At 43.7% G+C, this 21,379-nt stretch carries 22 protein-coding genes; 5 read left to right on the forward strand and 17 right to left on the reverse strand.

The window, feature by feature from the left end; all coding sequences use genetic code 11:
• Positions 1 to 16: 16 nt before the first annotated feature.
• Entirely contained in the window at positions 17 to 1,087 is a 1,071-nt protein-coding gene (locus tag OCW38_RS08175; RefSeq protein ID WP_010441188.1) for a sensor domain-containing diguanylate cyclase, read from the reverse strand.
• 212 nt (positions 1,088 to 1,299) lie between these two features.
• Between OCW38_RS08175 and OCW38_RS08180 the strand changes: the two genes are divergently transcribed.
• Positions 1,300 to 1,875, forward strand: coding sequence for a nucleoside triphosphate pyrophosphohydrolase family protein (locus tag OCW38_RS08180; protein WP_010441189.1), 576 nt, complete (start codon positions 1,300 to 1,302; stop codon positions 1,873 to 1,875).
• Between the two features lie 124 nt (positions 1,876 to 1,999).
• Here OCW38_RS08180 and OCW38_RS08185 read toward each other — a convergent pair whose 3' ends face one another.
• The 13 genes from OCW38_RS08185 to OCW38_RS08245 all read right to left on the reverse strand — a co-directional run bounded on the left by OCW38_RS08185 (position 2,000) and on the right by OCW38_RS08245 (position 14,583).
• Complete coding sequence (locus OCW38_RS08185) at positions 2,000 to 2,488, reverse strand: GNAT family N-acetyltransferase (RefSeq protein ID WP_010441191.1); 489 nt, start codon at positions 2,486 to 2,488, stop codon at positions 2,000 to 2,002.
• Between the two features lie 248 nt (positions 2,489 to 2,736).
• A complete protein-coding gene (locus tag OCW38_RS08190) occupies positions 2,737 to 3,288 on the reverse strand; it encodes an MAPEG family protein (RefSeq protein WP_010441193.1) in 552 nt (183 codons plus the stop codon).
• Between the two features lie 196 nt (positions 3,289 to 3,484).
• Positions 3,485 to 4,939: a lytic polysaccharide monooxygenase gene (locus OCW38_RS08195; RefSeq protein WP_261893673.1), complete on the reverse strand. Its 1,455-nt coding sequence runs from the start codon at positions 4,937 to 4,939 to the stop codon at positions 3,485 to 3,487.
• 394 nt (positions 4,940 to 5,333) lie between these two features.
• A complete protein-coding gene (locus OCW38_RS08200; RefSeq protein WP_010441195.1) occupies positions 5,334 to 5,693 on the reverse strand; it encodes a DUF6559 family protein in 360 nt (119 codons plus the stop codon).
• A 55-nt stretch (positions 5,694 to 5,748) separates the two neighbouring features.
• Entirely contained in the window at positions 5,749 to 6,507 is a 759-nt protein-coding gene (gene btuD / locus OCW38_RS08205; RefSeq protein ID WP_261893675.1) for a vitamin B12 ABC transporter ATP-binding protein BtuD, read from the reverse strand.
• A complete protein-coding gene (gene btuC / locus OCW38_RS08210) occupies positions 6,494 to 7,489 on the reverse strand; it encodes a vitamin B12 ABC transporter permease BtuC (RefSeq protein WP_010441197.1) in 996 nt (331 codons plus the stop codon). Before btuC ends, btuD begins: the two co-directional genes overlap by 14 nt.
• A gap of 133 nt (positions 7,490 to 7,622) precedes the next feature.
• Positions 7,623 to 8,651, reverse strand: coding sequence for a succinylglutamate desuccinylase (locus OCW38_RS08215; protein WP_016768034.1), 1,029 nt, complete (start codon positions 8,649 to 8,651; stop codon positions 7,623 to 7,625).
• 271 nt (positions 8,652 to 8,922) lie between these two features.
• Positions 8,923 to 10,719, reverse strand: coding sequence for a M3 family oligoendopeptidase (locus OCW38_RS08220; protein ID WP_261893678.1), 1,797 nt, complete (start codon positions 10,717 to 10,719; stop codon positions 8,923 to 8,925).
• A gap of 98 nt (positions 10,720 to 10,817) precedes the next feature.
• On the reverse strand, positions 10,818 to 11,435 hold the full coding sequence (locus OCW38_RS08225; protein ID WP_016786189.1) for a histidine phosphatase family protein: 618 nt from the start codon (positions 11,433 to 11,435) through the stop codon (positions 10,818 to 10,820).
• A 9-nt stretch (positions 11,436 to 11,444) separates the two neighbouring features.
• Complete coding sequence (gene cobU / locus OCW38_RS08230; protein ID WP_010441201.1) at positions 11,445 to 12,056, reverse strand: bifunctional adenosylcobinamide kinase/adenosylcobinamide-phosphate guanylyltransferase; 612 nt, start codon at positions 12,054 to 12,056, stop codon at positions 11,445 to 11,447.
• A 9-nt stretch (positions 12,057 to 12,065) separates the two neighbouring features.
• On the reverse strand, positions 12,066 to 12,872 hold the full coding sequence (locus OCW38_RS08235) for an adenosylcobinamide-GDP ribazoletransferase (protein ID WP_261893681.1): 807 nt from the start codon (positions 12,870 to 12,872) through the stop codon (positions 12,066 to 12,068).
• The gene (cobT, locus tag OCW38_RS08240; protein ID WP_016794025.1) at positions 12,872 to 13,900 is read right to left on the reverse strand and encodes a nicotinate-nucleotide--dimethylbenzimidazole phosphoribosyltransferase; all 1,029 of its coding nucleotides are present in this window, start codon (positions 13,898 to 13,900) and stop codon (positions 12,872 to 12,874) included. The genes OCW38_RS08235 and cobT overlap by 1 nt, the downstream gene beginning before the upstream one ends.
• 71 nt (positions 13,901 to 13,971) lie before the next feature.
• On the reverse strand, positions 13,972 to 14,583 hold the full coding sequence (locus OCW38_RS08245) for a flavin reductase family protein (protein ID WP_010441206.1): 612 nt from the start codon (positions 14,581 to 14,583) through the stop codon (positions 13,972 to 13,974).
• A 660-nt stretch (positions 14,584 to 15,243) separates the two neighbouring features.
• On the opposite strand from OCW38_RS08245, the gene OCW38_RS08250 reads away from it, so the two are divergent.
• Together OCW38_RS08250 and OCW38_RS08255 are read left to right on the forward strand one after the other, a co-directional pair.
• Positions 15,244 to 15,939 (forward strand): NAD-dependent epimerase/dehydratase family protein, encoded by a 696-nt coding sequence (locus OCW38_RS08250; RefSeq protein ID WP_261893684.1) that lies wholly within the window; start codon positions 15,244 to 15,246, stop codon positions 15,937 to 15,939.
• A 184-nt stretch (positions 15,940 to 16,123) separates the two neighbouring features.
• Positions 16,124 to 17,497 (forward strand): L-cystine transporter, encoded by a 1,374-nt coding sequence (locus tag OCW38_RS08255; RefSeq protein WP_010441208.1) that lies wholly within the window; start codon positions 16,124 to 16,126, stop codon positions 17,495 to 17,497.
• Positions 17,498 to 17,607: 110 nt separating this feature from the next.
• On the opposite strand, the gene OCW38_RS08260 is transcribed toward OCW38_RS08255, so the two are convergent.
• Positions 17,608 to 18,000 (reverse strand): GlcG/HbpS family heme-binding protein, encoded by a 393-nt coding sequence (locus tag OCW38_RS08260; protein WP_016799762.1) that lies wholly within the window; start codon positions 17,998 to 18,000, stop codon positions 17,608 to 17,610.
• A 9-nt stretch (positions 18,001 to 18,009) separates the two neighbouring features.
• Positions 18,010 to 19,020, reverse strand: coding sequence for an aldo/keto reductase (locus tag OCW38_RS08265; protein WP_016799763.1), 1,011 nt, complete (start codon positions 19,018 to 19,020; stop codon positions 18,010 to 18,012).
• A 142-nt stretch (positions 19,021 to 19,162) separates the two neighbouring features.
• Here OCW38_RS08265 and OCW38_RS08270 point away from each other — a divergent pair, with 142 nt between their 5' ends.
• Together OCW38_RS08270 and OCW38_RS08275 are read left to right on the forward strand one after the other, a co-directional pair.
• Positions 19,163 to 20,047 carry a LysR family transcriptional regulator gene (locus tag OCW38_RS08270; protein ID WP_016799764.1) on the forward strand — a complete coding sequence of 295 codons (885 nt, stop codon included), beginning with the start codon at positions 19,163 to 19,165 and terminating at the stop codon, positions 20,045 to 20,047.
• Positions 20,048 to 20,354: 307 nt separating this feature from the next.
• Complete coding sequence (locus tag OCW38_RS08275) at positions 20,355 to 20,576, forward strand: hypothetical protein (protein ID WP_010441212.1); 222 nt, start codon at positions 20,355 to 20,357, stop codon at positions 20,574 to 20,576.
• Between the two features lie 128 nt (positions 20,577 to 20,704).
• On the opposite strand, the gene OCW38_RS08280 is transcribed toward OCW38_RS08275, so the two are convergent.
• Entirely contained in the window at positions 20,705 to 21,226 is a 522-nt protein-coding gene (locus OCW38_RS08280; RefSeq protein ID WP_010441213.1) for a DUF2058 domain-containing protein, read from the reverse strand.
• Between the last annotated feature and the right edge of the window lie 153 nt (positions 21,227 to 21,379).

Consider the following 21,379-nt stretch of genomic DNA (forward strand, 5'->3'; position numbering starts at 1 on the left):
ATCGCCAAACTTTAACTTACGAACCTAAGCGCTCTTGATAAAATGGACGAGCAACAAACTGATCTCGTCCATTTTCTTTTGCCATGTACAAACAATCGTCAGCCACTTTGATCAAAGAATCCAATGCCGACATTCTTTCAGATTTGCTCTCGCCCGCACTCATTTCAAAATGACACGCACCTACGGAGATGGTGACCGGCTTTCTATCGAGCGTAATCGCCTTCACCTTCTCAAGCAAAATCCTGATCTTATCTTCCACATGAGCAGGGGTAGCATGAGGATACCAAATAACAAACTCTTCGCCTCCAAAGCGAGCGGCGAACTCCCCAGCTTTAACGTTATTGCGCAGTATATCAGCGACTTTTTTCAACACGTTATCACCCATTTGGTGGCCATAAGTATCATTGACTTGCTTAAATAAATCGATGTCCACTACCGCAAGCGTTCCACTTCCAGTAGAGCCTTTCAGTTTTTCTACTTCAATATTAAGAGTCCGGAATAAGCAACGTCTATTGGGTAAACGAGTCAGGGGATCATAAAAAGCTTGGTATTCTAGCTTTTCGTTCAACTCTTGCAGTTTGCGTTCCTGTTTCCTTCTCACTAGCTCCACTTCTATCCATGAAGCCATTAATCTCATTACGTCTATATCGAACTCTTTGAATTCTCTGTAGTAAGGTCTAGGACTTGAAAAGTTTAGGGTGCCGTAAAGCTCTTCGTTAACGAAAATAGGAATGCCTATATAGGATTCTAATCCAAAAGACTGATAAGCAGGATGAGTCGCATACTTATCATGTTTACCACAATGTTCTATACCGATAGGGCCGATAGATTTACACGTAATTTCGCAGTAGGTCGACCGATAATCAAAAGTATCACCACTTTGCAGTTCCACGCCGTCAGGGGCAATGCAGTGTTCAACTCGGTAGTGATTGCCTTCTACTTTTGACAGAATACCAATATCTAGATCAAAGCGTTCGAGTCCCATCATAAGCAGCTGAGCGATCTGGGTATCAAAACCTTTTCGGTACTCATTAGTAATTTGATATAAGCGTCGTATAACAATTTCGCTTTCACTAGCTTTATACATAACTGGATCTCATTGCTGTCGAATTTAATGACAACATTAACATTTGGTATATAAAGGAGAGTAAAAGGTAAAAAAACATAATAATCAATTGGTTTTTATGCAAAATACCTCATTGGTCAAACGAATATAGGTCGACTTCTTCTACTTTGCGTTAGCACCCTATTCCTAGCTTTGGTAAAATAATTCATTAACGAAACAAAATGGATAGGAAAATGAACCTTTCTCAACTAAACCAAGAAATCTACGATCACCTTTACCGCGATATTGAAGAGTTCCGCAGCACTTTTGATCTGCCGGTTGCTGATCCTGAAACAATGGACGAAAAAGGCGATACGCTACATACATCTCTAGCGATAGAAGAACTAACAGAACTAGCTGAAGCTGACTCTAAAATTGAGCAAGCTGACGCTATCGTAGACAGCGTTTATGTTTTGATGGGGCGTTTAGTTCACCTTGGTCAAGCTAAGGTTGAAGATAACCTAGCGATCAGCTATTTGATCGACTTGCTATTGAATGTTTGTAATAACCGTTCGATCGACTTTTTACCTTGCTGGGACGAAGTACATTCAAGCAACATGAGCAAAGTATGTCGTAACGAAACAGAATACGCAGAAACAGAAGCTTTCTATGCTGAACAAAACATCAAACTGATGGCGGTTCAAAAAGGCGAATACATCATCGCTAAATGTGCAGAAGATTTTATATCTGAAGGTAAGACGATTCGCCAAGGTAAAGTACTTAAATCAGTACACTACCGACCGGCAAATCTTGAACCACTAACGGCTTAAGCGAATCTTTTAGATTTATAAATTATTCACTTTTTGGTTAGCTAAACAACAAACGCCACGTTTAAATAACGTGGCGTTTTATTATCTGTCAGTTAATTTTAGCTGTTTGAGTTGTAGCCGAATGTTATACCAGTCGCGCCATATGATAAACCGCTACATATTCGCCGTTTCTAAAGGCAAACCCTGCCGATTCCCCTTCAATAACAAAGCCGAATTTCTTGTAGAGATTAATCGCTCTCTCATTGTCGGTATAGACCGTTAATTCCATTCGCTTGATGTTAATCCAGTTATCACACAGATCGATTGCTGTTGCGAGCAGTTGACTACCAACGCCTCTGCCTAACACATAGTCTTTAACACCCATGCCAAATGAAGCGACATGTCGCCTTCTCGGATTTACACATACTTCCATGCCCAAATTTCCAACAATCTCGCCTTCCAGTAATGCGACGTAAGAGTAGACATTATCAGGCATATTGGAGATTCGCTTCTGCCAGCTTTCCAGAGATGGGTTTGGGAGTTGCAACGTACCGGTATAAGCATTAGTGCATTCGTAAACTTCTTTGATTCCCTTTGCATCTGACGGCTCAGACCGTCTCACGATAATACTCATCGCAACTCCTACTATTGTCTCGCTAAATATGAAACACATCCTTAATGTGCACCTAGACACATTATCAAATAGTAAATATTTAACAATAGGTTAGGAAAGATTGTTTTGATTAAATCTGATATAGAGTTGAGATACTGGTGTTCTGAAAAGAATGAAGTTCAATCGATTCGAATTTTACCATTTTGTTCTACGAATAAAGAACTAAACCTTACGCAATTTAGGAAGGATAATAAAGCAAGCCACTGATTTTAAAGGGATGCGACTTGAGTGACCACCAATACTAAGCACAGCACGACCGTTGAATAGAAGGTTAATGCAAAACCAAAAGCCCTTGCCGGTGCTCCATGACTGTAGCCTTTGAAAAAGAAGATTCGCCCCATAAAAAACAACACTGAACACACGAGTCCCGCCGATAACCAAGCGGAGGGCATCAACAAACACCACGCCGTATACACACCGACTGCAATAACTACTTGCTCTAAGGTATTTTGAAGCATGCTTTGCAAAATGATGGCTCGCTTTGTTCCAGACGTTAACCCACTGCCATCGATATCTTCTGGGCTGAAGAACCGATACTTGGCTAAGCACCCAATAGAGACGATTAACATCAAGGTCGGCAGTATCAGAGAAAGCCCTAAAACTGTCACCCTATCTTCTAGCATACTGGCTTGGGCGTAATTAAAGGGGTCTAAAACGATGGCTGCCCAGATTGCAACAATGGCGGTTAACATAGCCAACGCCATTCCTTTAAAGACTCCAACTTGCTTACTGGTTAGTTCCATAAAACCCTCGCCACCCATTGAACAGATTTACAATTATTACTTATCGACCAGTTGATGTTTGTGACGCTCTTTTACTATATGGAAGGATAAAACCAACAGAAATCAAACCTATTTCGTTTATTAAGCCTTTCCAATAAAAAAAGACACCACACTCGTAAAAAAGTGTGGTGTCTTGATTATTACTTTAAAGCTAATTAACTAACGATAGCTAAGACTAGTTAGCTGGACGCCAAACGCCCCATTTGTCGCTTTCGTATGTTGCTTGAGGGTTTGTACCACCCTGAACCCACCACTGCGCTTTCCATGACTGGTTCGAGTAAGTCACTACTTCACCGCCTAGGTAAGTCGCTGATGAATCCCATGTGCCTGGGTCAGGAGTCGGATCTGGATCCGGCGTTGGATCTGGGTCTGGTGTTACGCCACCGTCATCAGCAATTACTTCAAAAGTGAAGGTTTCAACACTCTCGCTTTCAATCGAGCTAGCCATAAACGATAGAGTTTCGTTTGCAGTGATGCCAGTGGTATCAACTACGATAGAAGCCGTGCCGTTATTTTGAATGCTTACTGAAGAGCCTTGTGTCTGAATTAGATTTGCCGCTTCGCTTGTTGCAATCACAACTTTGTCGCCAGCATTCACTACATTATCACTCTTCACTAGCTCGTAGATGTCGCCTTTCAATGGCTCAACACCACCGTCACCACCATCAATCAATGTTAGTTTCCCTGACGCACGGCTATCTTTTGAGTTGAAGAAGTTACGTGAAGGATCGTTTTGAAAGTACATGTAGTGCTGCATTTCAGCATGCCAATCACCAATGAAAATCGCACCATCTTTAAACTCTTCATGCCAGCCGTTAATTTCTGAAGCCAACAAGCGAGCCCAATCGTTAACGTTTGAAGCGTCGATAGCGATGTCGAAGCTACGCGCTACTTCACCATACTTGTTGATGATGTCGTACTTAACGGTGTCGCCAACTTGTGGGGTACCAAAAATTTCTGAAATGAATAGGTCGCCACGTACCAGATCAGGTTCAGGACCCGGCTCTGGCGGAGGGGTTGTGCCACCCGCGATAGTGATGTCTGAACAGTTGTAGAAACCTTCGCCCGCCGAATCATCACGTTGCCAGCGCACATACAAGATTGCGTCGCCAGAGCGGTCCGAAGGAATCGTTACGTTGATACGATATTTGCCACCGCTTACAGGAACATTCCCCACTTCTTGGATAAGATCTAAGTCACCCCACGCTAGGCCTTTGCTTAGATCTGCGTTTGGTTTCGTTAGGTAGAACTCCCAAAATGACGGATTGTGTGGCGCAGTCGCATTGAATACATATTCAAATGTACCAGTATTAAGCTCAGTGCGAGTCCAGCCTGTATGAGGTGCACCCATGCCGCGTTTTTGCGAATCATTGGCGTAACATAAAGTGCCGTCAGGAATCGCCGCTTTTACAGCATTGATGTTGTTGAAATCTTGGATATTTTTCGCGTACTCGTTACGTTGAACGAACGGGTATGAACCCGAAATATCTTTTGCTTGAGCACATGCAGCATTGGGTGGTGTACCTGACCAAACCCCGCCTTGCTCGTAACACGTGTTCTGACGTGCGCTTGGAAATTCAGACCAGCCATGAGCGTTTGCCACTGACGGCACACTCGATAGTATAGCCATACCCACTGCTATTTTTAGAATATTATTATTTATTGTTGTCACTTTCCCACTCTCTATTATTTTACCCTAAACACAAAACTAATTGGTTACTAACCAACCAGCACTGTAATTCGAGGGTTTATAGTTTCTGACTTAAAGAACAACGAAAAATATATACGTCAATTATATCAATGACAGCGGGTTTTATACTGATAGGAATCAGAGTCACACAACTCAAACAAAAGCGTTGTAGATAGATGATGTTGCTTCGAATTATGAAATTTCAGTATTCCGTGTTGATAGAGGAAAAACCATCCGAGATGCATAAAAAAGCGACTTAATGATTAAGGAGCTTTGGAGATAGACACTAAGTACACTGCACGAGTTGTACACTAGTTCAGTAATAAGAAGAGAGTTAGTAGCGGCTGTTCATACCAAAGCGATGTGACATGTCATCGTCCATACGACCGCCCTTCCAGCCGCCTCCACCCAAGAGATTGAGCACATCACGCGCGGTGTAATTCTCGCCACCGAAGAAGTCATTAGACACATCATTACGTAACAGCTGGATAGTGGGAACTAATTCAACATCTAAATCTTGTGAATCAGCAAACAAAGCCAATGCGATTTGTTGTTGACGCTTACTCAACTCGCGAGAACTCGTTTCAACTTGTCCAATAGAGAAGAAGTCACGGCTTCCATAGCTCTTTACCAACCTTACAGACAGTAGCTTAATGACCTTTTTGATTCGTCGTCTTTGGATGTATCTAAACATATTTGATCCTTTACTCACTCGTCTTTAACCCAATGACCTTTAGCAAACGCCCTCTCTAACCAAATAGCAGATAGGTTTGATAATCTACAGAGATGCTTTTGACTTGCGTATTGAACACCGACTCTAGCTGCTCAGGGGTAAGCACTTGATCAGCTGCGCCAGACGCTTGAAGTACGCCTTTGTCGAGCAGCAACACTTGGTCTGCGTGTCTTAGGGCCCGGTTCAGGTCGTGGTTTGCCATGATCACCGCTATGCCCTTGTCTGCCACTCGGTCGATCAGCTTGTATAACAAGCCTTCTTGAGCAATATCCAACGGAGCTGCGGGTTCATCGAGGATCAGCAGCTTTGCGTAAGGATTAAGCGTCGGCCAGATTTGCAGACACATGCCCGCCAAGCGAACGCGTTGCCATTCACCACCAGACAGTGTCTGAATAGAGCGATGAAGCTTGTCTGCAATGTCGAGCATCTGGCTGATTTCTTCCAAAGCAGCGTTAATTTCAGTATCAAATCCTTGTGAAGAGCTTGGCAGAGACAACGCAAGGTATTGGAACACTTCTAAGTTGAAAGCCGGTCTCGCGCTTTGACACAAGTAAGCACGATTGAGTGACAAGTCTTGCAGCGACAATTCTGATAAGTCTTGCTCATCGAGCTTGATATCGCCTTTATAACCATCACCAATACCCGAGATGGCCTCAAGTAAGGTACTTTTGCCACTGCCATTGGGGCCGATAACGTGAGTCACCTGCCCTTGTTTGAGCTCAAATGAGAGTGGTAATAAACGAGCGCCGACGCTCAGGCTCTTAATTTGAATCATGATTTTTAATTAACATCCAAATGAAGATAGGCGCACCGATACTTGTGGTCATCACACCCAAAGGTAATTCTGCAGAATCGAGTAATGTACGCGCACAAATATCAGCAAACACCAGCAGTGCCGCACCAGCAACCGCGGACAAAGGAAGCAGGTATTTATTATCAGTACCAATCGCTAAGCGCAACAAGTGTGGCACAACCAAACCAACAAAACTGATCACGCCACCTAAAGCTACTGCGCAGCCGACTAAAATAGAGACAGCGAAGATCAAGCGCCAGCGTAATCTCGGAACGTTAACACCCAATTGCGCAGCATGAGTCTCGCCAATCATCAGCTTATCGAGCTTGCTACCTTGCAGACACAACCAAATAATCACGGGAATCATCACTAAGGTAAGCGAGTGTTGATACCAAGTCACACCACCCAAACTGCCCATTAACCAATACATCAGCAAGCGAAGGCTTAGGTCATCACTAAAATAGAATGCCCATGTCACCATCGCGCCTGAAAGAATGCCTAACGCCACACCCACCAGCAATAATTTGGCCGTGGTCAGTCGCATCGTTTTGACCATGCTCACCAGAATCACGGTGAAACAGAGCGAGCCTAAAACGGCAGCAATCATGAACAGTTCTGGAGTTGGAGCAAACGGTAAGAAGAACAGCACTATCACCATGGCCAAGCTCGCGCCACCGGAAATACCAAGCACGCCGGGTTCGGCTAATACGTTACCGAGTAAGACTTGCAAACTTGCGCCTGAAACGGCTAATCCAGCCCCGATAGCAATAGCAGCCAATAGTCGAGGTAAGCGTAAATCAATCAGTAGTTTTTGTTCTAACGTGGACAAGGTGCCCAGAGGGGAAATGAAGAGATCGCCAACCATTAGGTAAATTGCACTCAGCGCGACAAGCAATGCTGCCATCAAATAAATGGCTCGCGTCCATTTGTGCTGTTTTTGGTGAAGAAGTTGTTGGAAATCCATATCAAGCTACTTTGAAAATGTTCGCGTAACCTTACCTGTATACCCAAATAAACTCAAGGCTCACACCGTAATGTGAACCTTGATATTTCAACCAGTTGAGTAGTTGTTTTAGTCGATTAAATCCGACTGGATATTAATCGTACACAAGCTGACCGTGGTCGAATCGTGTTTCAACTTCGCACACCATTAAGGCCGCTCGTTGACCAATAGCCACGTTGCGATTTGGGAATACCACGGCTTCGTTTTCATTCTTCGCCATCAATGGTTTATCACCATCATGACCGAACACTTCACCGTGCTTAAACGCGGTAAAATTCTCAACGTCATCAGAGAACATGAAATCAAAGTCATCGTGCAAACGAACAATCGTTCGGCTTACACGATAGGTAATGGTTTTCTTTGGTAAATGCTCGGGTTCTATTTCAGCAATCAGGTTACGCATCGCCAAGTCAAAAGCAGTGAGCTTATCAAGCTGGTTCTCACCAATTCGCGCGACCTGCCCTAGCTCCATTGTTAACGCTTGAGCAGCGAAGTTTTCGGCACTGTACCAGCTAAATGTACTGGTTGGTGCGTTCGACAACAACACCGCTTCAACGTGCGCACTATTAATGAAATCAAACAGCTCTTTATTGCGAACTTCGTGTCGAACCTTAGGGCTCACCGCGAACGAATAATGCTTAGACAAGCGGATCGCACAATGCAGATCTAGATGCCAGCGAGTGGCAGGTTCCGTTTGTTTATAAAACTCAGTCACTAAGAACTTTAAGTTCTTCGCAATATCCACTTCTCGATTGCTCTCGTGCTGCTTTTCATCAAACAGACGATTCATGTTCACGTCAAGAAAACGAGTATGCGCGTTGGTTGCTTCAGGGTGAGCGATGATAAACAAGCATCTCGCGTTCACTTCCTGAAAGCCTGTTTCTATATCCTCAATGAGCTTATCGATAAGCTCCATTGGAGAAGTTTCGTCGCCATGAACACCTGTTGAAAAGATGATGTTCTTAGTTTCAGAATTATATTCCGCGGGAATCACTTCCAACACACCACGTTGATGAAGCTTAATTTGAACACCGTTGCTTAGCACGGTCTGTTCTGCAAACACTTCTTGCTCAAGATCTAGGCTGTCAAAAAGAAATGATTGGCGAAAGAGGGTCTTCGTCATGCGCTACTCCTTAATTGCACGGCCGTATGTTAATAAATTGTTCATAGAAATTGTGTTGCTAGGATCGCACTTATCAACAGAAACTCCGTTATCACTCACAAATACTGCCCATATATTTTAGATTTCTTGCTTATCAACAAACCGACGTCTGTTCCAAATAATGATTTTTTAATTCTGTTCTAGATGACCATTTTAAATTTAGTCATTTCAGCAAGATAAGAGCCACGTAAGCTAACACAGCTCTTACCCACGATGAACAGATTGAGATCAATTAATCTTTCTGATTCAGTAATCTTTCAAATTCATCAATTTGAACTTTGACCATATCGATGCTTTGTTGCCAAAAATCGGCTTCAGTCAGATCCATTCCAAGGTGTTTTTGTACCACTTCTTCTGCCATCATGCTGCCAGTATCACGAAGCAATGAGACATAATCACCGTAGAATTGTTCGCCCTTAGAATCACGTTGTGCGTAAACGCCTTTACTGAATAAGTAACCGAACAGGTATGGGTAGTTGTAGAAGCTCACTTGAGAGATGCTGAAGTGCAGCTTACTCGCCCAGAAGTAAGGGTCGGCTTCTGTCATTGCATCGCCGTACCAATCTTTCCAAGTCGTTTCCATTAAGTCACACAGCTGTTTAGCTGTCAGTTCGCCTTTTTCACGCTGCTCGTAAAACGCTTTTTCAAATTCGAAACGAACGGGAATGTTCACCATTAATGCCAAAGAAGAAGAAAGCTCTTCCCACAGCATTTCCAATTTTTCATTTCGTGTTTGTGCTTGCTTCAACAAGTGGTCACGAACAATATTCTCAGCAAAGATCGAAGCGGTTTCTGCTAGCGTCATTGGGTAGCGAGTTTGACACAGTGGCATGTCTTTCATCACCCAGTTGTGGAAAGCGTGGCCCAATTCATGAGCTAATGTCATTAGATCTGAGCGACTACTATTCCAAGTCATGAAAACTAATGGCGTGCGAGTGGCTGCAAACTTAGTACAGTACGCACCTAGGCGTTTGTTCGCAGCAGGCGCGGCATCAATCCAACCGTTCTCAACCATTAATGTGACAAAATCAGACATCTCTGGATTGACTTCAGCGAAGGCGGTTTTAATCACTTCGATCGCTTCATCAAATGGATAAACTTTAGATTCGCTGTCACCGAGTGGTGGCATAGCCGCTAAATGGTTCCAAGGCTTCATTTCATCCAAGCCGTGAACTCTTGCCATCAATAGACCCGCTTTCTGGCCTACTGCGCGATTGGCTTTTGCAACCGACATCATAGTATTTAGCGTTTCTGGCACAATGCGGCTACCGTGTAGGCTTGGATCAAGGAAATGCACGTCGCTTATTTTCGATCGCTTTTTGTTTTCAGTCAGTCGCCAACCTGCCAATGCATTTAGAATCGAAGCAAACGACTCTTGATGCGTTTTCATTGCACCTTGAACCGCGCGCCATGCCGGTTCTTGTTTGTCGAATTCGCTGCCATACAACAAACTCGCGGCTTGTGAAAAACCTAGAGCTTCGTCTTCACCGTCCAGCTTTAGTGACAGTTTTAAAGAACCCGTCAGGTTATCGTATAAACGCCCCCATGCATCGCGGCCATCGACTTTCATTGCGGCTAGCAACTGCTCTTCAGCTACACTCAGTCTACTACTTGCAAGTTTACGAGAGCTTTCAATCGCAAACCCTTGCCCTGCTACATCAGCACTATCATGCTCTAAAACGGCATTGATAAATTCCGGCTCAGCATGAATTAACGTATCTTCATAAGGGCTGAACGCTTGAGACATCTCAGAGTTCAGTTTCGCGACACGACCAAGCAATGCTTTCGCTTCAGTATGTGTTGCGTCTACCGATGCGTGACAGTTAGCAAACGTGTTGATGGTGCTAAGTAACGTACCTGCCGCTTCTGAAGTTTGAATCGCGTTTTGCATCGCTAGAATGATGTGGCGCTTTTCAACATGCACATACAAAAGTTCAATACACTGCTGAATGAGTTCAATATCTTGTTCTATCTTCGCATCATCCAGATCGCGATAAGCGATGCTTAGATCCCAACTAGGTGTTGTCATGACAAAATTCCTTTCACGTAAATAGCGATTGTAAGCATCGCTTTATACTTCTAATATTTTTAATAAATTGTTAATTATTAAACTATGTTTCTGAACACTTAGAGAACTGGTAGCCCTATCGACTTTACGCTGACAAAGCTCTGTGCAAACTGAGTGATTTGAATATGGGTTATCGAGGCATTCTCAATCGATAGCTTCGAATACAAACTCGGGTTTTTCCAATCAATATCGAGACAATGTGCCAAGATCATTCGGATCACACCACCATGGGTAACGAGTAATAGATTGTCACTTTCATTGGTCAGAAGTTGCGACCAACCTTGGGTAACCCTGTCATGGAAGTTCTGTAAACTTTCAGCGCCAGACAGCTGATGGTTTGCGGGATCTTGCCAGAAAGTTTCTAACTTTGCCCATTTATCATCAAGCTCATCGAACGCAACACCATCGACTTCACCAAAGTTCATTTCCTGAAATTCAGGCTCAATCGACAGAGGCAAAGCCATACGTTTCGCATATAAGTTGGCTAAGTCGCTGCATCGTCTCAATGGCGAAGTGACAACGCAATCCAGAAAGAGGTTTTGCTCAATCAGCGACTCACAAATACGTTGTTGTATTTCAGTCTGAACCAACACGTCAGAGAAACCATTGAGCGCGGCTTTGCCTTCGACCTTGCCGTGTCTGAGCAAATAGATATTTTTGATGGCTCCGTTTTCCATGAACTCGACCTAACCTTCGGAATGTATAGAGTGGATTGACGGTTTTAAGTTCAACGGCAACCCTGCTGCAATCAATGTAACTCGCTCAACAACACGAGCCAGTGATTGATTCATGCGCCCTGCGTTGTCCACAAATAAACGCGACACTTTGCCCAACGGCACGACACCAAGCCCCACTTCGTTTGAAACCATGATAATTTGCGCCGGGCTTTGCTCTACGCTTTTGACCAATACTTCAACCACAGCTTCAACCTGTTCATTAGTTGCGTCATCACCCAATTCAAATATGACGTTGTTCAACCACAATGTTAGGCAATCAATCAACACCACATCATCTTGGTCAAAAGACTGCAGTTTTTCGGCTAGCTCAACGGGTACTTCATGCTCAGCCCACAGTTCATCACGACGTTGTTGATGGTGCGCGATTCGTTCTCGCATTTCATCGTCTAAATAAGTGGCTGTCGCAATATAATGTAGGCGTCCATTTGAACATGCTTCCAACGCACATAATGCTTGTTGCTCTGCAAAACTCGACTTGCCAGAACGAGCTCCCCCCAATACCAGGAGGCTGCTTCTCTGACTTGCTTGATTAATTTGACTAGCTTGATTCGTGTTTGTCATAAGAAGCCATTAAAGAAAACCATTGTAAAAAGCAGCAGTGAACACAAGGTAAATCAGTAACTCCATCAACTGTTGAGCTGCACCCAAGCAATCTCCAGTGAAGCCACCAATTCGAGCCATCAACCACTTTTTGAAACCTGTTCTGAACAGATAGGCAACGACAGATAAAATCAAAGCGAATTCAAGACCAAACCACAGGCTAGGTAATACGCCTACAAGCAAGAGAAAAACGAGCTCGCCCTTAGTTTGCTTGTTGGCCAATGGCTTGCTTTTACTGGTATCCAAATCGCTAACATAAGGCATGTCGTAAATCAGCGATGCAGCAATCGCACGGCTAAAGGTATAACTGGTCACGATAACCATAAATAAGGCTGCCATGTTCACCAGTTCACTCAATAACAACCATTTGCCAAGCAACGCCATGATTAAGGCCGAGGCACCATAAGTACCAATGCGACTGTCTTTCATTATGGTTAATCGGCGTTCAAGCGTCATGCCACCACCAATGCCATCCGCCATGTCGGTCAAGCCGTCCTCATGGAAAGCGCCAGTGAGCATCAAGCTAAAACTCATCATCAAAAAGATGGCCACTGCACTCGGCAGTACCGTATCGAGTAACAAGAATACACCGCCACACAGAACACCAAGTAACAAACCAACCGTTGAAAAGTAGCGTCCAGAACGGTTCATTCGCTCTGATGAATAGGGAGTATTCTTCGGCATTGGCAAACGAGAAAAGAAGCCCATCGCCAATGTAAAAAGCTCCCACTGATAAGTAGCTCGATCTTTTAATGATCTTTCTGGTGCATCACTCATTAAACCGTGACTCCAGCACTTTCGAAGCTCGCCATGTTGTTATAGAACTCAGCTGCCGCACGAATAATTGGCATAGCCAGTGCAGCGCCTGTGCCCTCGCCCAATCTCAATCCAAGATCGAGCAGTGGCTCAGCGTCTAGCAGCTCTAACAAAATTTTGTGCCCCGATTCTTCAGAGCGATGCGCAAAGATCATGTAATCACGACAATTCGGGTCAATTAGGGTCGCGACATACGCAGCGACTGATACGATAAAGCCATCGACCAACACAGGGGTTTTGTTTTGGTACGCGCCAAGGAAAGCACCGACCATTTGAACTATCTCAAAGCCGCCTACTTGAGCAAGTACTTCTTTAGGATCTAAACCTTTGCAACGAGCAACACCTTGTTTCACAACCACTTTCTTGTGTTCCAGTTGTTCACAGCTAATCCCTGTACCTAAACCAACGCACTCCTGCGTGGGGCGATTAGCTAATGCACTCAAAATCGCTGACGCACTGCTGGTATTGCCAATGCCCATTTCACCAAACATGATGATATTAGTGCCATTCGAAATGGTTCTAGAAGCAAGGTCTGCGCCCAGTTCAATCCCACGTTCCATCGTTTCTAAACTCATTGCCGCTTCGTTGGCAAAGTTATTGGTTCCCGTACCCAAGCGCTGTGAAATTAACATGTCGCTATCGGATTCGACTGGTAACAAAATCCCAGTATCCACCACCGTAATATCGATGTTGTTCACCGCGCAAAAGCAATTAATCGCTGCGCCGCCGTTTAAGAAATTCAACACCATCTGTTGTGTGACAGCACTTGGGGCAATACTCACGCCTTCGTCAGCAATGCCATGGTCGCCAGCAAATATGATGATACTTGGCTTGTTCAATTCGATGTGTTCAACCGCAGCTTCTTTGCCTTGGCTCTGAATCAATGCCAGTTGATGTGCAACCTTTTCTAGTAGGCCAAGCGCACCGAGTGGCTTGGTTTTTTGGTCAATGCGATGTTGGATGTAGTGCGAGTGTTTGGTATCTAACATAAATTGAGGAGTACTTAAATTTAAGAAAACGAGTTTGAGAGCGCTTATTCTGCTTGAGCTAAATGGGCAAACTATTTAGGGCGAGCGACAGAGAACACATTGGAAAGCGTGGCGTATTCACCCCCGCCCAATCGAGATAAAGGATCCAGTGCTAACGCATCGATCTTAAGACGCTCACTGTCTTTGTCGATGACATCCTCCGATATATACACGGCCTCAACTTGAGCAAAGATAAGGCTTTGTGGCACCTCTCCAACTTCTTTTACTTCGTACAAGGTGCAGCCAAAAGCGACCGCGCACTCTTTTACTCTCGGTAAAGAAAAGCCATCAAATTCAACCAACTCGATATTATTCGCAGTCACTTCTGATTCACCATGATCAAGTGTGGCCGCTGTTGCTGTTATTGCTTCTGCAGAGCTTGCTGATGCTATATGAATGACAAGCTTACCTGTTTCGAGCGAATTGCGAGTCGTATCCTTAATCTCACCACTTGGCTTCTTACCAACGGACAGCATTAATAAAGGCGGGTTGCTCGATACTGGAGTGAAATAAGAGAAAGGCGCTAAGTTGAACTCTTGTTCTGAAGATTCCGTCAATGCCCACGCAATAGGGCGAGGAACAACGGTTTGTGTCATCAGGTGATAAATCTGAGTGGGAGCAAGAGTATCAAGCTTGAGGTTCATAGCACGTCCTTGTCTATGTGAAATTCAAATCAGTTTACGTGTTAAAAAGAGTCGTATCTATGGCTATCTGGCAGAAAATGCAGAGAGTGTTCTTTATTTGAACAAATACACCTCATTATTTCTCAAATTGAGAATCAAAAAGACATAAAAGTAACACTAAGCAACCACTTAAAAGAAAAATCAATAACTTACGTTTTGGCACCGATTATGCTTTAAATAAAGTAACTTATTAACCTCTCTCCGTTGGTAAGTTAACAACAAAGTAAGTTAAGCAATAAGGTAACAAGTATCAAAAGTGATTGCCCTCACTAAGAAACAAAAATCGACTGCTAAACAACAGACACAAAGAAAGAGATAAAGATTTAGGAGGTGTAATGTTCGTAAACCAAAGCAAAAAAAAACCAATTAAATCAAAGAAGAAAAACAGTAAAAAGGTGAAGAAACTCCCACTAGCCTTCACCTAGAAAGTGAAAAGCCCGTTGCCCAGCGGGCTTTTCGCTGTTTGGTGCTTTATTTCCAAACATCCAGTGACCAACACCTGTCACTCTTCACCATCACTGGATTACTTTGCCGCCATCATTGTTTTGTGTAAGTTTTGTTCGCTTAAAATTCAAACACTGTTTATATTAAACAAGCACTTGCAAAGCGTTAAGGATAGCTATGAGTATTTCTGGAGACAAAACATCGGTCGTAGTGGCTGGAGCAACTGGGCTAATTGGACATCATGTCATGACGTTACTTATCGACGAGCCCGCGGTCGAAAAAATCTATGCCTTATCCCGAAGAGCATTAGATTCGCAGTTCAGTTCCCAAAAACTCCGTACTCTTATTCACAGTGACTTGCAGATAACGAGCTGGGACGACGCAAAAACAACTCCAACACTTGGCGTTATCTGTTTAGGCACCACCAAGAAAAAGGCCGGGTCAAAAGAAGCGCTACGTAAAGTAGATGTTGAATTAGTCAGCCAGGTTGCTCAATCGATGAAATTTCTCGGCGTTCAAAGAGTCGCAGTAGTCTCCAGCTACGGCGCTTCAATTGATTCCTATTCACACTACCTTCGTTGCAAAGGGCAAATGGAACAGAACTTAAAACGAATTGGTTTTAAACAACTATTTATTGCTCGTCCAGGGCCACTTGTTGGTGAAAGAGATGAACCCAGAGCTGACGAAAAGCTTCTGCAACGTGTTTTCCCTCTCCTCTCTCCCTTTATGTTTTGTAAGTTCAAAAACCTGCGCCCTATTCAATCGAAAGATGTTGCTCAAGCCATGTTGTTCAGATTATTCGAAAATAACTTCCAAAATGTAGAAATTTACTCGTCAAGTAACATGCTCAATTTATTGGCAAAATATCGCTAAAAAGCTCACCTATTCACCACAATGTTGAATATCCACTCATCTTATTAGGTGGATATTACTAATTGTTCTATTAAATTACTTTTCCTTATTTTACGTTTTATAACAGAACGTTATTTTAGCGGCAGTACTTGCACCTATACATCCAGGTGCCTAATTGATTTAGAGCTATTCATAAGGAAAGCAAATGTCATTTTCAGCTATCGCTGCATTAGCGGTATTCACGGGTATCCTCTTTTTTCTCTACGGACAGCAAAGAAAAGAAAACACGTTATCGCGTTTAGTTCTATTCGGTTTAGTCTTCGGTAGTGCTTTTGGTCTTGGCCTTCAGCTTCTATTTGGCGAAGGTAATCCGGTAATCAAAGAAACTTTAGACTGGGTAAACATTGTTGGTCGCGGTTACGTTGGCCTACTGAAAATGGTGATCATGCCATTGGTATTGGTTTCAATGATTGCGGCAGTCGTGAAACTTGAAAAAGGCGGTTCGCTAGGCAAGATATCTGGTATCACGATCTCTGTATTGTTAGCAACAACAGCGATTTCTGCGATTGTGGGTATTGCGGTCGCTCAAGCATTCGGCCTTTCGGCTGAAGGCTTAACAGAAGGTGCTCGTGAGACAGCTCGTATTGCAACACTAGAAAGCCGCATGGGAAGTGTTTCAGACCTAACTATTCCACAAATGCTGGTTAGTTTCATTCCGACTAACCCGTTTGCAGATCTAACGGGCGCTCGCTCTACGTCTATCATTGCGGTTGTTATCTTCGGCGTTCTAACAGGTATTGCTGCTCGTAAAGTAATGGCTGAGAAAGAAGAGCTAGAATCACCGATCCGTACTTTCGTTGACGCTGCGCAATCTATCGTTATGCGCTTAGTTAAGATGATTATGGCACTCACGCCATACGGCATCGCTGCGTTAATGGCGAAAGTTGTAGCAACATCAAGCGCTTCTGACATCCTAAGCTTACTGGGCTTCATCGTTGCTTCTTACGTCGCAATCATCCTGATGTTTGTTGTCCACGGTGTGTTGGTTTCTTTTGTTGGCGTAAACCCGAAGGAGTACTTCCAAAAAATCTGGCCAGTACTAACGTTCGCTTTCACATCACGTAGTTCTGCTGCAACGATTCCACTGAACGTTGATGCTCAAATCACTAAGCTAAATGTGCCACCAGCGATTGCTAACCTGTCTGCAACGTTCGGCGCGACGATTGGACAGAATGGTTGTGCGGGTATTTACCCTGCAATGCTAGCAGTAATGGTTGCGCCAACAGTCGGAATCGACCCAATGGACATCAACTTCATTCTGTCTCTGATTGCGATTATTACGGTGAGCTCATTCGGTATCGCGGGTGTGGGTGGCGGTGCAACGTTCGCGGCGCTTATCGTACTACCAGCGATGGGCCTTCCTGTAACTATCGCGGCACTGCTTATCTCTATCGAGCCACTTATCGATATGGCACGTACAGCGCTTAACGTATCTGGTGCAATGACAGCCGGTACAATCACCAGCCGCCTATTAGGTAAGAAGGACAAGCAACAAGATCTGGAACAAGCGAACGCTTAATAGGTTCGATTGATTCATTAACTTGAGTCTCGTTAAACAAAAAACCGATGCCCACGCATCGGTTTTTTATTATCTGTCTTTTATCAGAGTCACTTTGTAAACGGCAGAACTTAAAGCAACAACTGAATCACTTTCTCAGCCAGTGCTTCATCGTCATCTTCACTCAATCCACTGATACCAATAGCGCCAATCACCTGCCCCTTTATCTCAATGGGAACACCACCTTTAAAGCCAGTGATCTTTGGGTCGGTCCAGTAACTTAAGTCTTTACCAGTTTCTCTCGCCCAAGCGCCTAAATTACCGCTTGGCTGCCTGTCTCTTGCAGACGTGTAAGCTTTGTTCTGTGCTAACAATCCGGCTTGTACACTCACATTATCCGTGCGAATAAACGCCAGTAACTCACCATGCGTATCACACACGCTCACCGCGATTGCTTGTTGATTATGCTCTGCAATGTTGAGAGCGCTAGACACAAGTTGCTTTACGAGCTTTTGATTCAACATACTCATTCCTTAAGGCAGTGCTTGACCACGCGAATACACGTATACGTTGTACCACTCTTCACGAGACAGATTTATCTGAGTCGCTACTGCCGAAGCTTTGATTCGCTCTAAATTAGTCGTGCCAATAACAGGCTGAATACTTGAGGGATGACGAAGCAAAAATGCCAACACAATCGCTTCACTTTCTACGCCATATTGGTTCGCTAACTGAGCTACGTAATGCGCGGTCTTTTTCACGTTGTCATGTTCTGAATACAAACCTTGCTCAGAAAATCGACCTTGCGCCAAGCAGCCCCACGCTTGTAATTGAATCCCCTTCATTTGGCAATGCTCAAGTGTACCTGCAGCAAAATCAGATTGATGGTGACCTTGCGAGTTGATCATCACACCATCATTCAACCAATCCAATTTAGCTAAACTCATCTCAATTTGGTTTGCGACAATGGGTTGCCCAAGCGCAGATTGCAGGTACTGAATTTGGTGGCTGTTCATGTTAGAGACACCGAAGAAATCGACCTTTCCCTGAGCTTTCAGGTTCTCAAGCATTCTTGCCAACTCATCGAGTTCCATGAGCGGATCAGGGCGATGCAAAAGCAACACTTCGAGCTTTTCTGTATTCAATCGGTTGAGAATACCGTCTACCGATTGGCTTACCCAATCTGCCGAGAAATCATAACGGCCAACATTGCCCTCGCCTTCAAAACGAATACCACATTTAGATTGAATGAACATCTGATCACGTAATTCAGGGGCTTGTTGCAGTGCTTGACCAAAAGCTTGCTCTGCTTTACTGAAGGTATAAATGTCTGCATGGTCGAACAGATTGATTCCTGACTCTAATGCTGTGTCGATTACGCTGCGTGTTTGCGCTGCATCAGCCGCCGTTACTGGATTATTATTCCAGCCACCACCTAATCCCATGCAGCCGTAGGCAACCTGCCCGACATTCGGTAGATAGTTTGATAACGGAATGCTCTTTTTATCATTCGTTTTGTTTGTAGATTCAATGCTGTTCGTCATATCTGATCTCGCTTTGAAGATTTGATGCCAATAAATATGCCTTTATCATATTGTTCTTTTTAGAAAACAGAATATGCTAGTTACGAAATGATTGTTTGATATAACGAACAATAGAGCTGACCAATTTTGAAGACATACGCACATGAACGAGCACAAGAGAATAGAACGACTGATCCTATTTGTGGAACTTGCTCAGCAACTTAACTTTACCAAAGCAGCAGAAAAGCTCGGTATCTCTAAGAGCTACCTTTCTGAGCAGATCAAACGTTTAGAGAATGATTTACAGTGCCCTCTTTTGGTCAGAACCACGCGCAGTGTTCGTTTAACTCAAGAAGGCGAACGCGCGTTACAACAAGGTTTAACGATTCGTTCTCAAGTGTTGCAGCTCGAGCGTAGTGTTTCAGAGCAGCATGACATCGTAAAAGGTCTATTGCGTCTCACCGCGCCAAAGATGTTTACTGAGGTATATCTATTCGATATCTGCCAACAGTTTAGGCAGCAATATCCAGAGATCCGTTTTGAGATAAATAGCAGCTACACCAACTTTAATCTCAACCAAGATGATATCGATATCGCGTTTCGCGCCACCAATACCCCACCAGACAACATGGTGGCGAAACATTTGATTAGCTATCAGCATGATTTAGTCGCAACGCCCGGTTATCTTGATCAATTTGGTCGTCCAACCAATGTGAGTGACTTAAGTGATCATCAATGCTTAGCAACGCTCCATCAAACCGAGTGGCCTTTAAAATCAGCAAACATTGATGTGTCCGGCTGGCTTTCAAGTAATGACAATCACTTGCTTAAGCAACAAGCCATGGTAGGAAGCGGTATTATTCGTATCGCGAGTTACTACGTTGCGAAAGAGGTTGAGCTTGGAGAGTTAGAGCGCGTGCTGCCTAATGAATGTCTGCCACAAGGCAATAGTATTTACCTGTTCTATCCGCAAGTTATTTATCCGGCAAAGAAACACCAAGTGTTCGTTAAATTTGTTCAGAATTACTTTGAAAGCTTAAGTCGATAAAATGATGCACAGCTCACTAGGGCTTGTTGGTTTCATCTGGCCAACATATTCGTCGTAGCGAGCTCTACTTCAACCTCTTCGGCTGAATGTTATACCAGTGAAAGTCGACTATATGGCCGATCTACTTTCAAGCCTACTCGTCCTAGTTCTTTTATTTTTTCTTGCTCTTACATTTACATTAATATCTAAACATTCACTCTACGAATCGTTTTTTATTGACTTAAAAATGAAATCATAACGACACACTAATTTGCGTAACTTAGGGTGCAAATAGGCAATCATATTACAGTGCCTATCAGGAGGATGTATGAAACCAAATCGATCTACGGTACTCACTGGACATGTAAAGCACTGCCCATGCTGTTCTACCGAACTGGTCATTAAAGACCACATTCATGTTTGCCCGCGCAATGAAATTGGCGACTGTTACTTCGATGGCTATGACCAACACGAGCAACGTGCTAACACCGATTTCATCGATCATGCAAGTACCAATGATAGCCTTGTTTACGGCATGTCAGAGCATTAAGTGTTAGTCCACATTTGCTTAAGTCATTTCGCGCCAAAAAAAATGCAGCGACAATCGAGTGATTGTTCGCTGCATTCTTAGATCCTGTAAACTTAGCTAGCCATTAGAATGGAGCTAGGTAAAACGGATTACCACATTAGATCATCTGGGATCACAAAGTCTTTGTACGGGTCGTCTTCGTCTACTTCATCTGTGCTGCCTGCCTGCGTATCAACGATAGATTCTTCGTCGCGCATAGCAATCTTGTTCGCTACTGCTGTTGGAATAACAACATAGCTCTCGCCTTGACGAGCAATACTTAGAATACCTTTACTTAGTTGCTTTTGAGTCAGCTCTTCTACGTAAAGGTATTTAACTAGCGTACCGTCGGTGAAGTTGTATTTGATCTCACCGTTCTTCTGTTCGATCTTGTTCATCTCAATCAGTTGCTTCACTTGAGCTTTAATTTCTTTGCTCAACTGCTGTTCTTTCAACTGTTGGTTTAGCTCTTTGTCTTTCGCTTGCTGCGCCAGTTTAGTTTCTTCTGCTGCCGCTTTTGCTTCACGAGACTGAACGCGAGACTTTTTAGAGCCTTTTTTCGCCTTCTTTAATTTTTTCTCATTTACCAAGCCAGCTTTAAGCATTTGCTCTTGGAGTGTTAACTTTGCCATGACTTTCCCAGTTCAGGATTAAAAACGACACTATCATACCTGTTTTTGAGGAATCTGTTTACTGAACAATGGCAAAATTTTTGCTGGTAGAGCAAGGCGGTTAGCGTTATTCCTTATCGTGATTCACAGCATCCATTTCTGGTTATTTACCGA

This window comes from Vibrio cyclitrophicus, from assembly GCF_024347435.1.
GTDB lineage: Bacteria > Pseudomonadota > Gammaproteobacteria > Enterobacterales > Vibrionaceae > Vibrio > Vibrio cyclitrophicus.

Coding starts and splice junctions, on each gene's coding strand:
- OCW38_RS08175 (WP_010441188.1), bottom strand. CDS start 1,087: ATGTATAAAGCTAGTGAAAGCGAAATTGTTATACGACGCTTATATCAA.
- OCW38_RS08180 (WP_010441189.1), top strand. CDS start 1,300: ATGAACCTTTCTCAACTAAACCAAGAAATCTACGATCACCTTTACCGC.
- OCW38_RS08185 (WP_010441191.1), bottom strand. CDS start 2,488: ATGAGTATTATCGTGAGACGGTCTGAGCCGTCAGATGCAAAGGGAATC.
- OCW38_RS08190 (WP_010441193.1), bottom strand. CDS start 3,288: ATGGGTGGCGAGGGTTTTATGGAACTAACCAGTAAGCAAGTTGGAGTC.
- OCW38_RS08195 (WP_261893673.1), bottom strand. CDS start 4,939: ATGGCTATACTATCGAGTGTGCCGTCAGTGGCAAACGCTCATGGCTGG.
- OCW38_RS08200 (WP_010441195.1), bottom strand. CDS start 5,693: ATGTTTAGATACATCCAAAGACGACGAATCAAAAAGGTCATTAAGCTA.
- btuD (WP_261893675.1), bottom strand. CDS start 6,507: ATGATTCAAATTAAGAGCCTGAGCGTCGGCGCTCGTTTATTACCACTC.
- btuC (WP_010441197.1), bottom strand. CDS start 7,489: ATGGATTTCCAACAACTTCTTCACCAAAAACAGCACAAATGGACGCGA.
- OCW38_RS08215 (WP_016768034.1), bottom strand. CDS start 8,651: ATGACGAAGACCCTCTTTCGCCAATCATTTCTTTTTGACAGCCTAGAT.
- OCW38_RS08220 (WP_261893678.1), bottom strand. CDS start 10,719: ATGACAACACCTAGTTGGGATCTAAGCATCGCTTATCGCGATCTGGAT.
- OCW38_RS08225 (WP_016786189.1), bottom strand. CDS start 11,435: ATGGAAAACGGAGCCATCAAAAATATCTATTTGCTCAGACACGGCAAG.
- cobU (WP_010441201.1), bottom strand. CDS start 12,056: ATGACAAACACGAATCAAGCTAGTCAAATTAATCAAGCAAGTCAGAGA.
- OCW38_RS08235 (WP_261893681.1), bottom strand. CDS start 12,872: ATGAGTGATGCACCAGAAAGATCATTAAAAGATCGAGCTACTTATCAG.
- cobT (WP_016794025.1), bottom strand. CDS start 13,900: ATGTTAGATACCAAACACTCGCACTACATCCAACATCGCATTGACCAA.
- OCW38_RS08245 (WP_010441206.1), bottom strand. CDS start 14,583: ATGAACCTCAAGCTTGATACTCTTGCTCCCACTCAGATTTATCACCTG.
- OCW38_RS08250 (WP_261893684.1), top strand. CDS start 15,244: ATGAGTATTTCTGGAGACAAAACATCGGTCGTAGTGGCTGGAGCAACT.
- OCW38_RS08255 (WP_010441208.1), top strand. CDS start 16,124: ATGTCATTTTCAGCTATCGCTGCATTAGCGGTATTCACGGGTATCCTC.
- OCW38_RS08260 (WP_016799762.1), bottom strand. CDS start 18,000: ATGTTGAATCAAAAGCTCGTAAAGCAACTTGTGTCTAGCGCTCTCAAC.
- OCW38_RS08265 (WP_016799763.1), bottom strand. CDS start 19,020: ATGACGAACAGCATTGAATCTACAAACAAAACGAATGATAAAAAGAGC.
- OCW38_RS08270 (WP_016799764.1), top strand. CDS start 19,163: ATGAACGAGCACAAGAGAATAGAACGACTGATCCTATTTGTGGAACTT.
- OCW38_RS08275 (WP_010441212.1), top strand. CDS start 20,355: ATGAAACCAAATCGATCTACGGTACTCACTGGACATGTAAAGCACTGC.
- OCW38_RS08280 (WP_010441213.1), bottom strand. CDS start 21,226: ATGGCAAAGTTAACACTCCAAGAGCAAATGCTTAAAGCTGGCTTGGTA.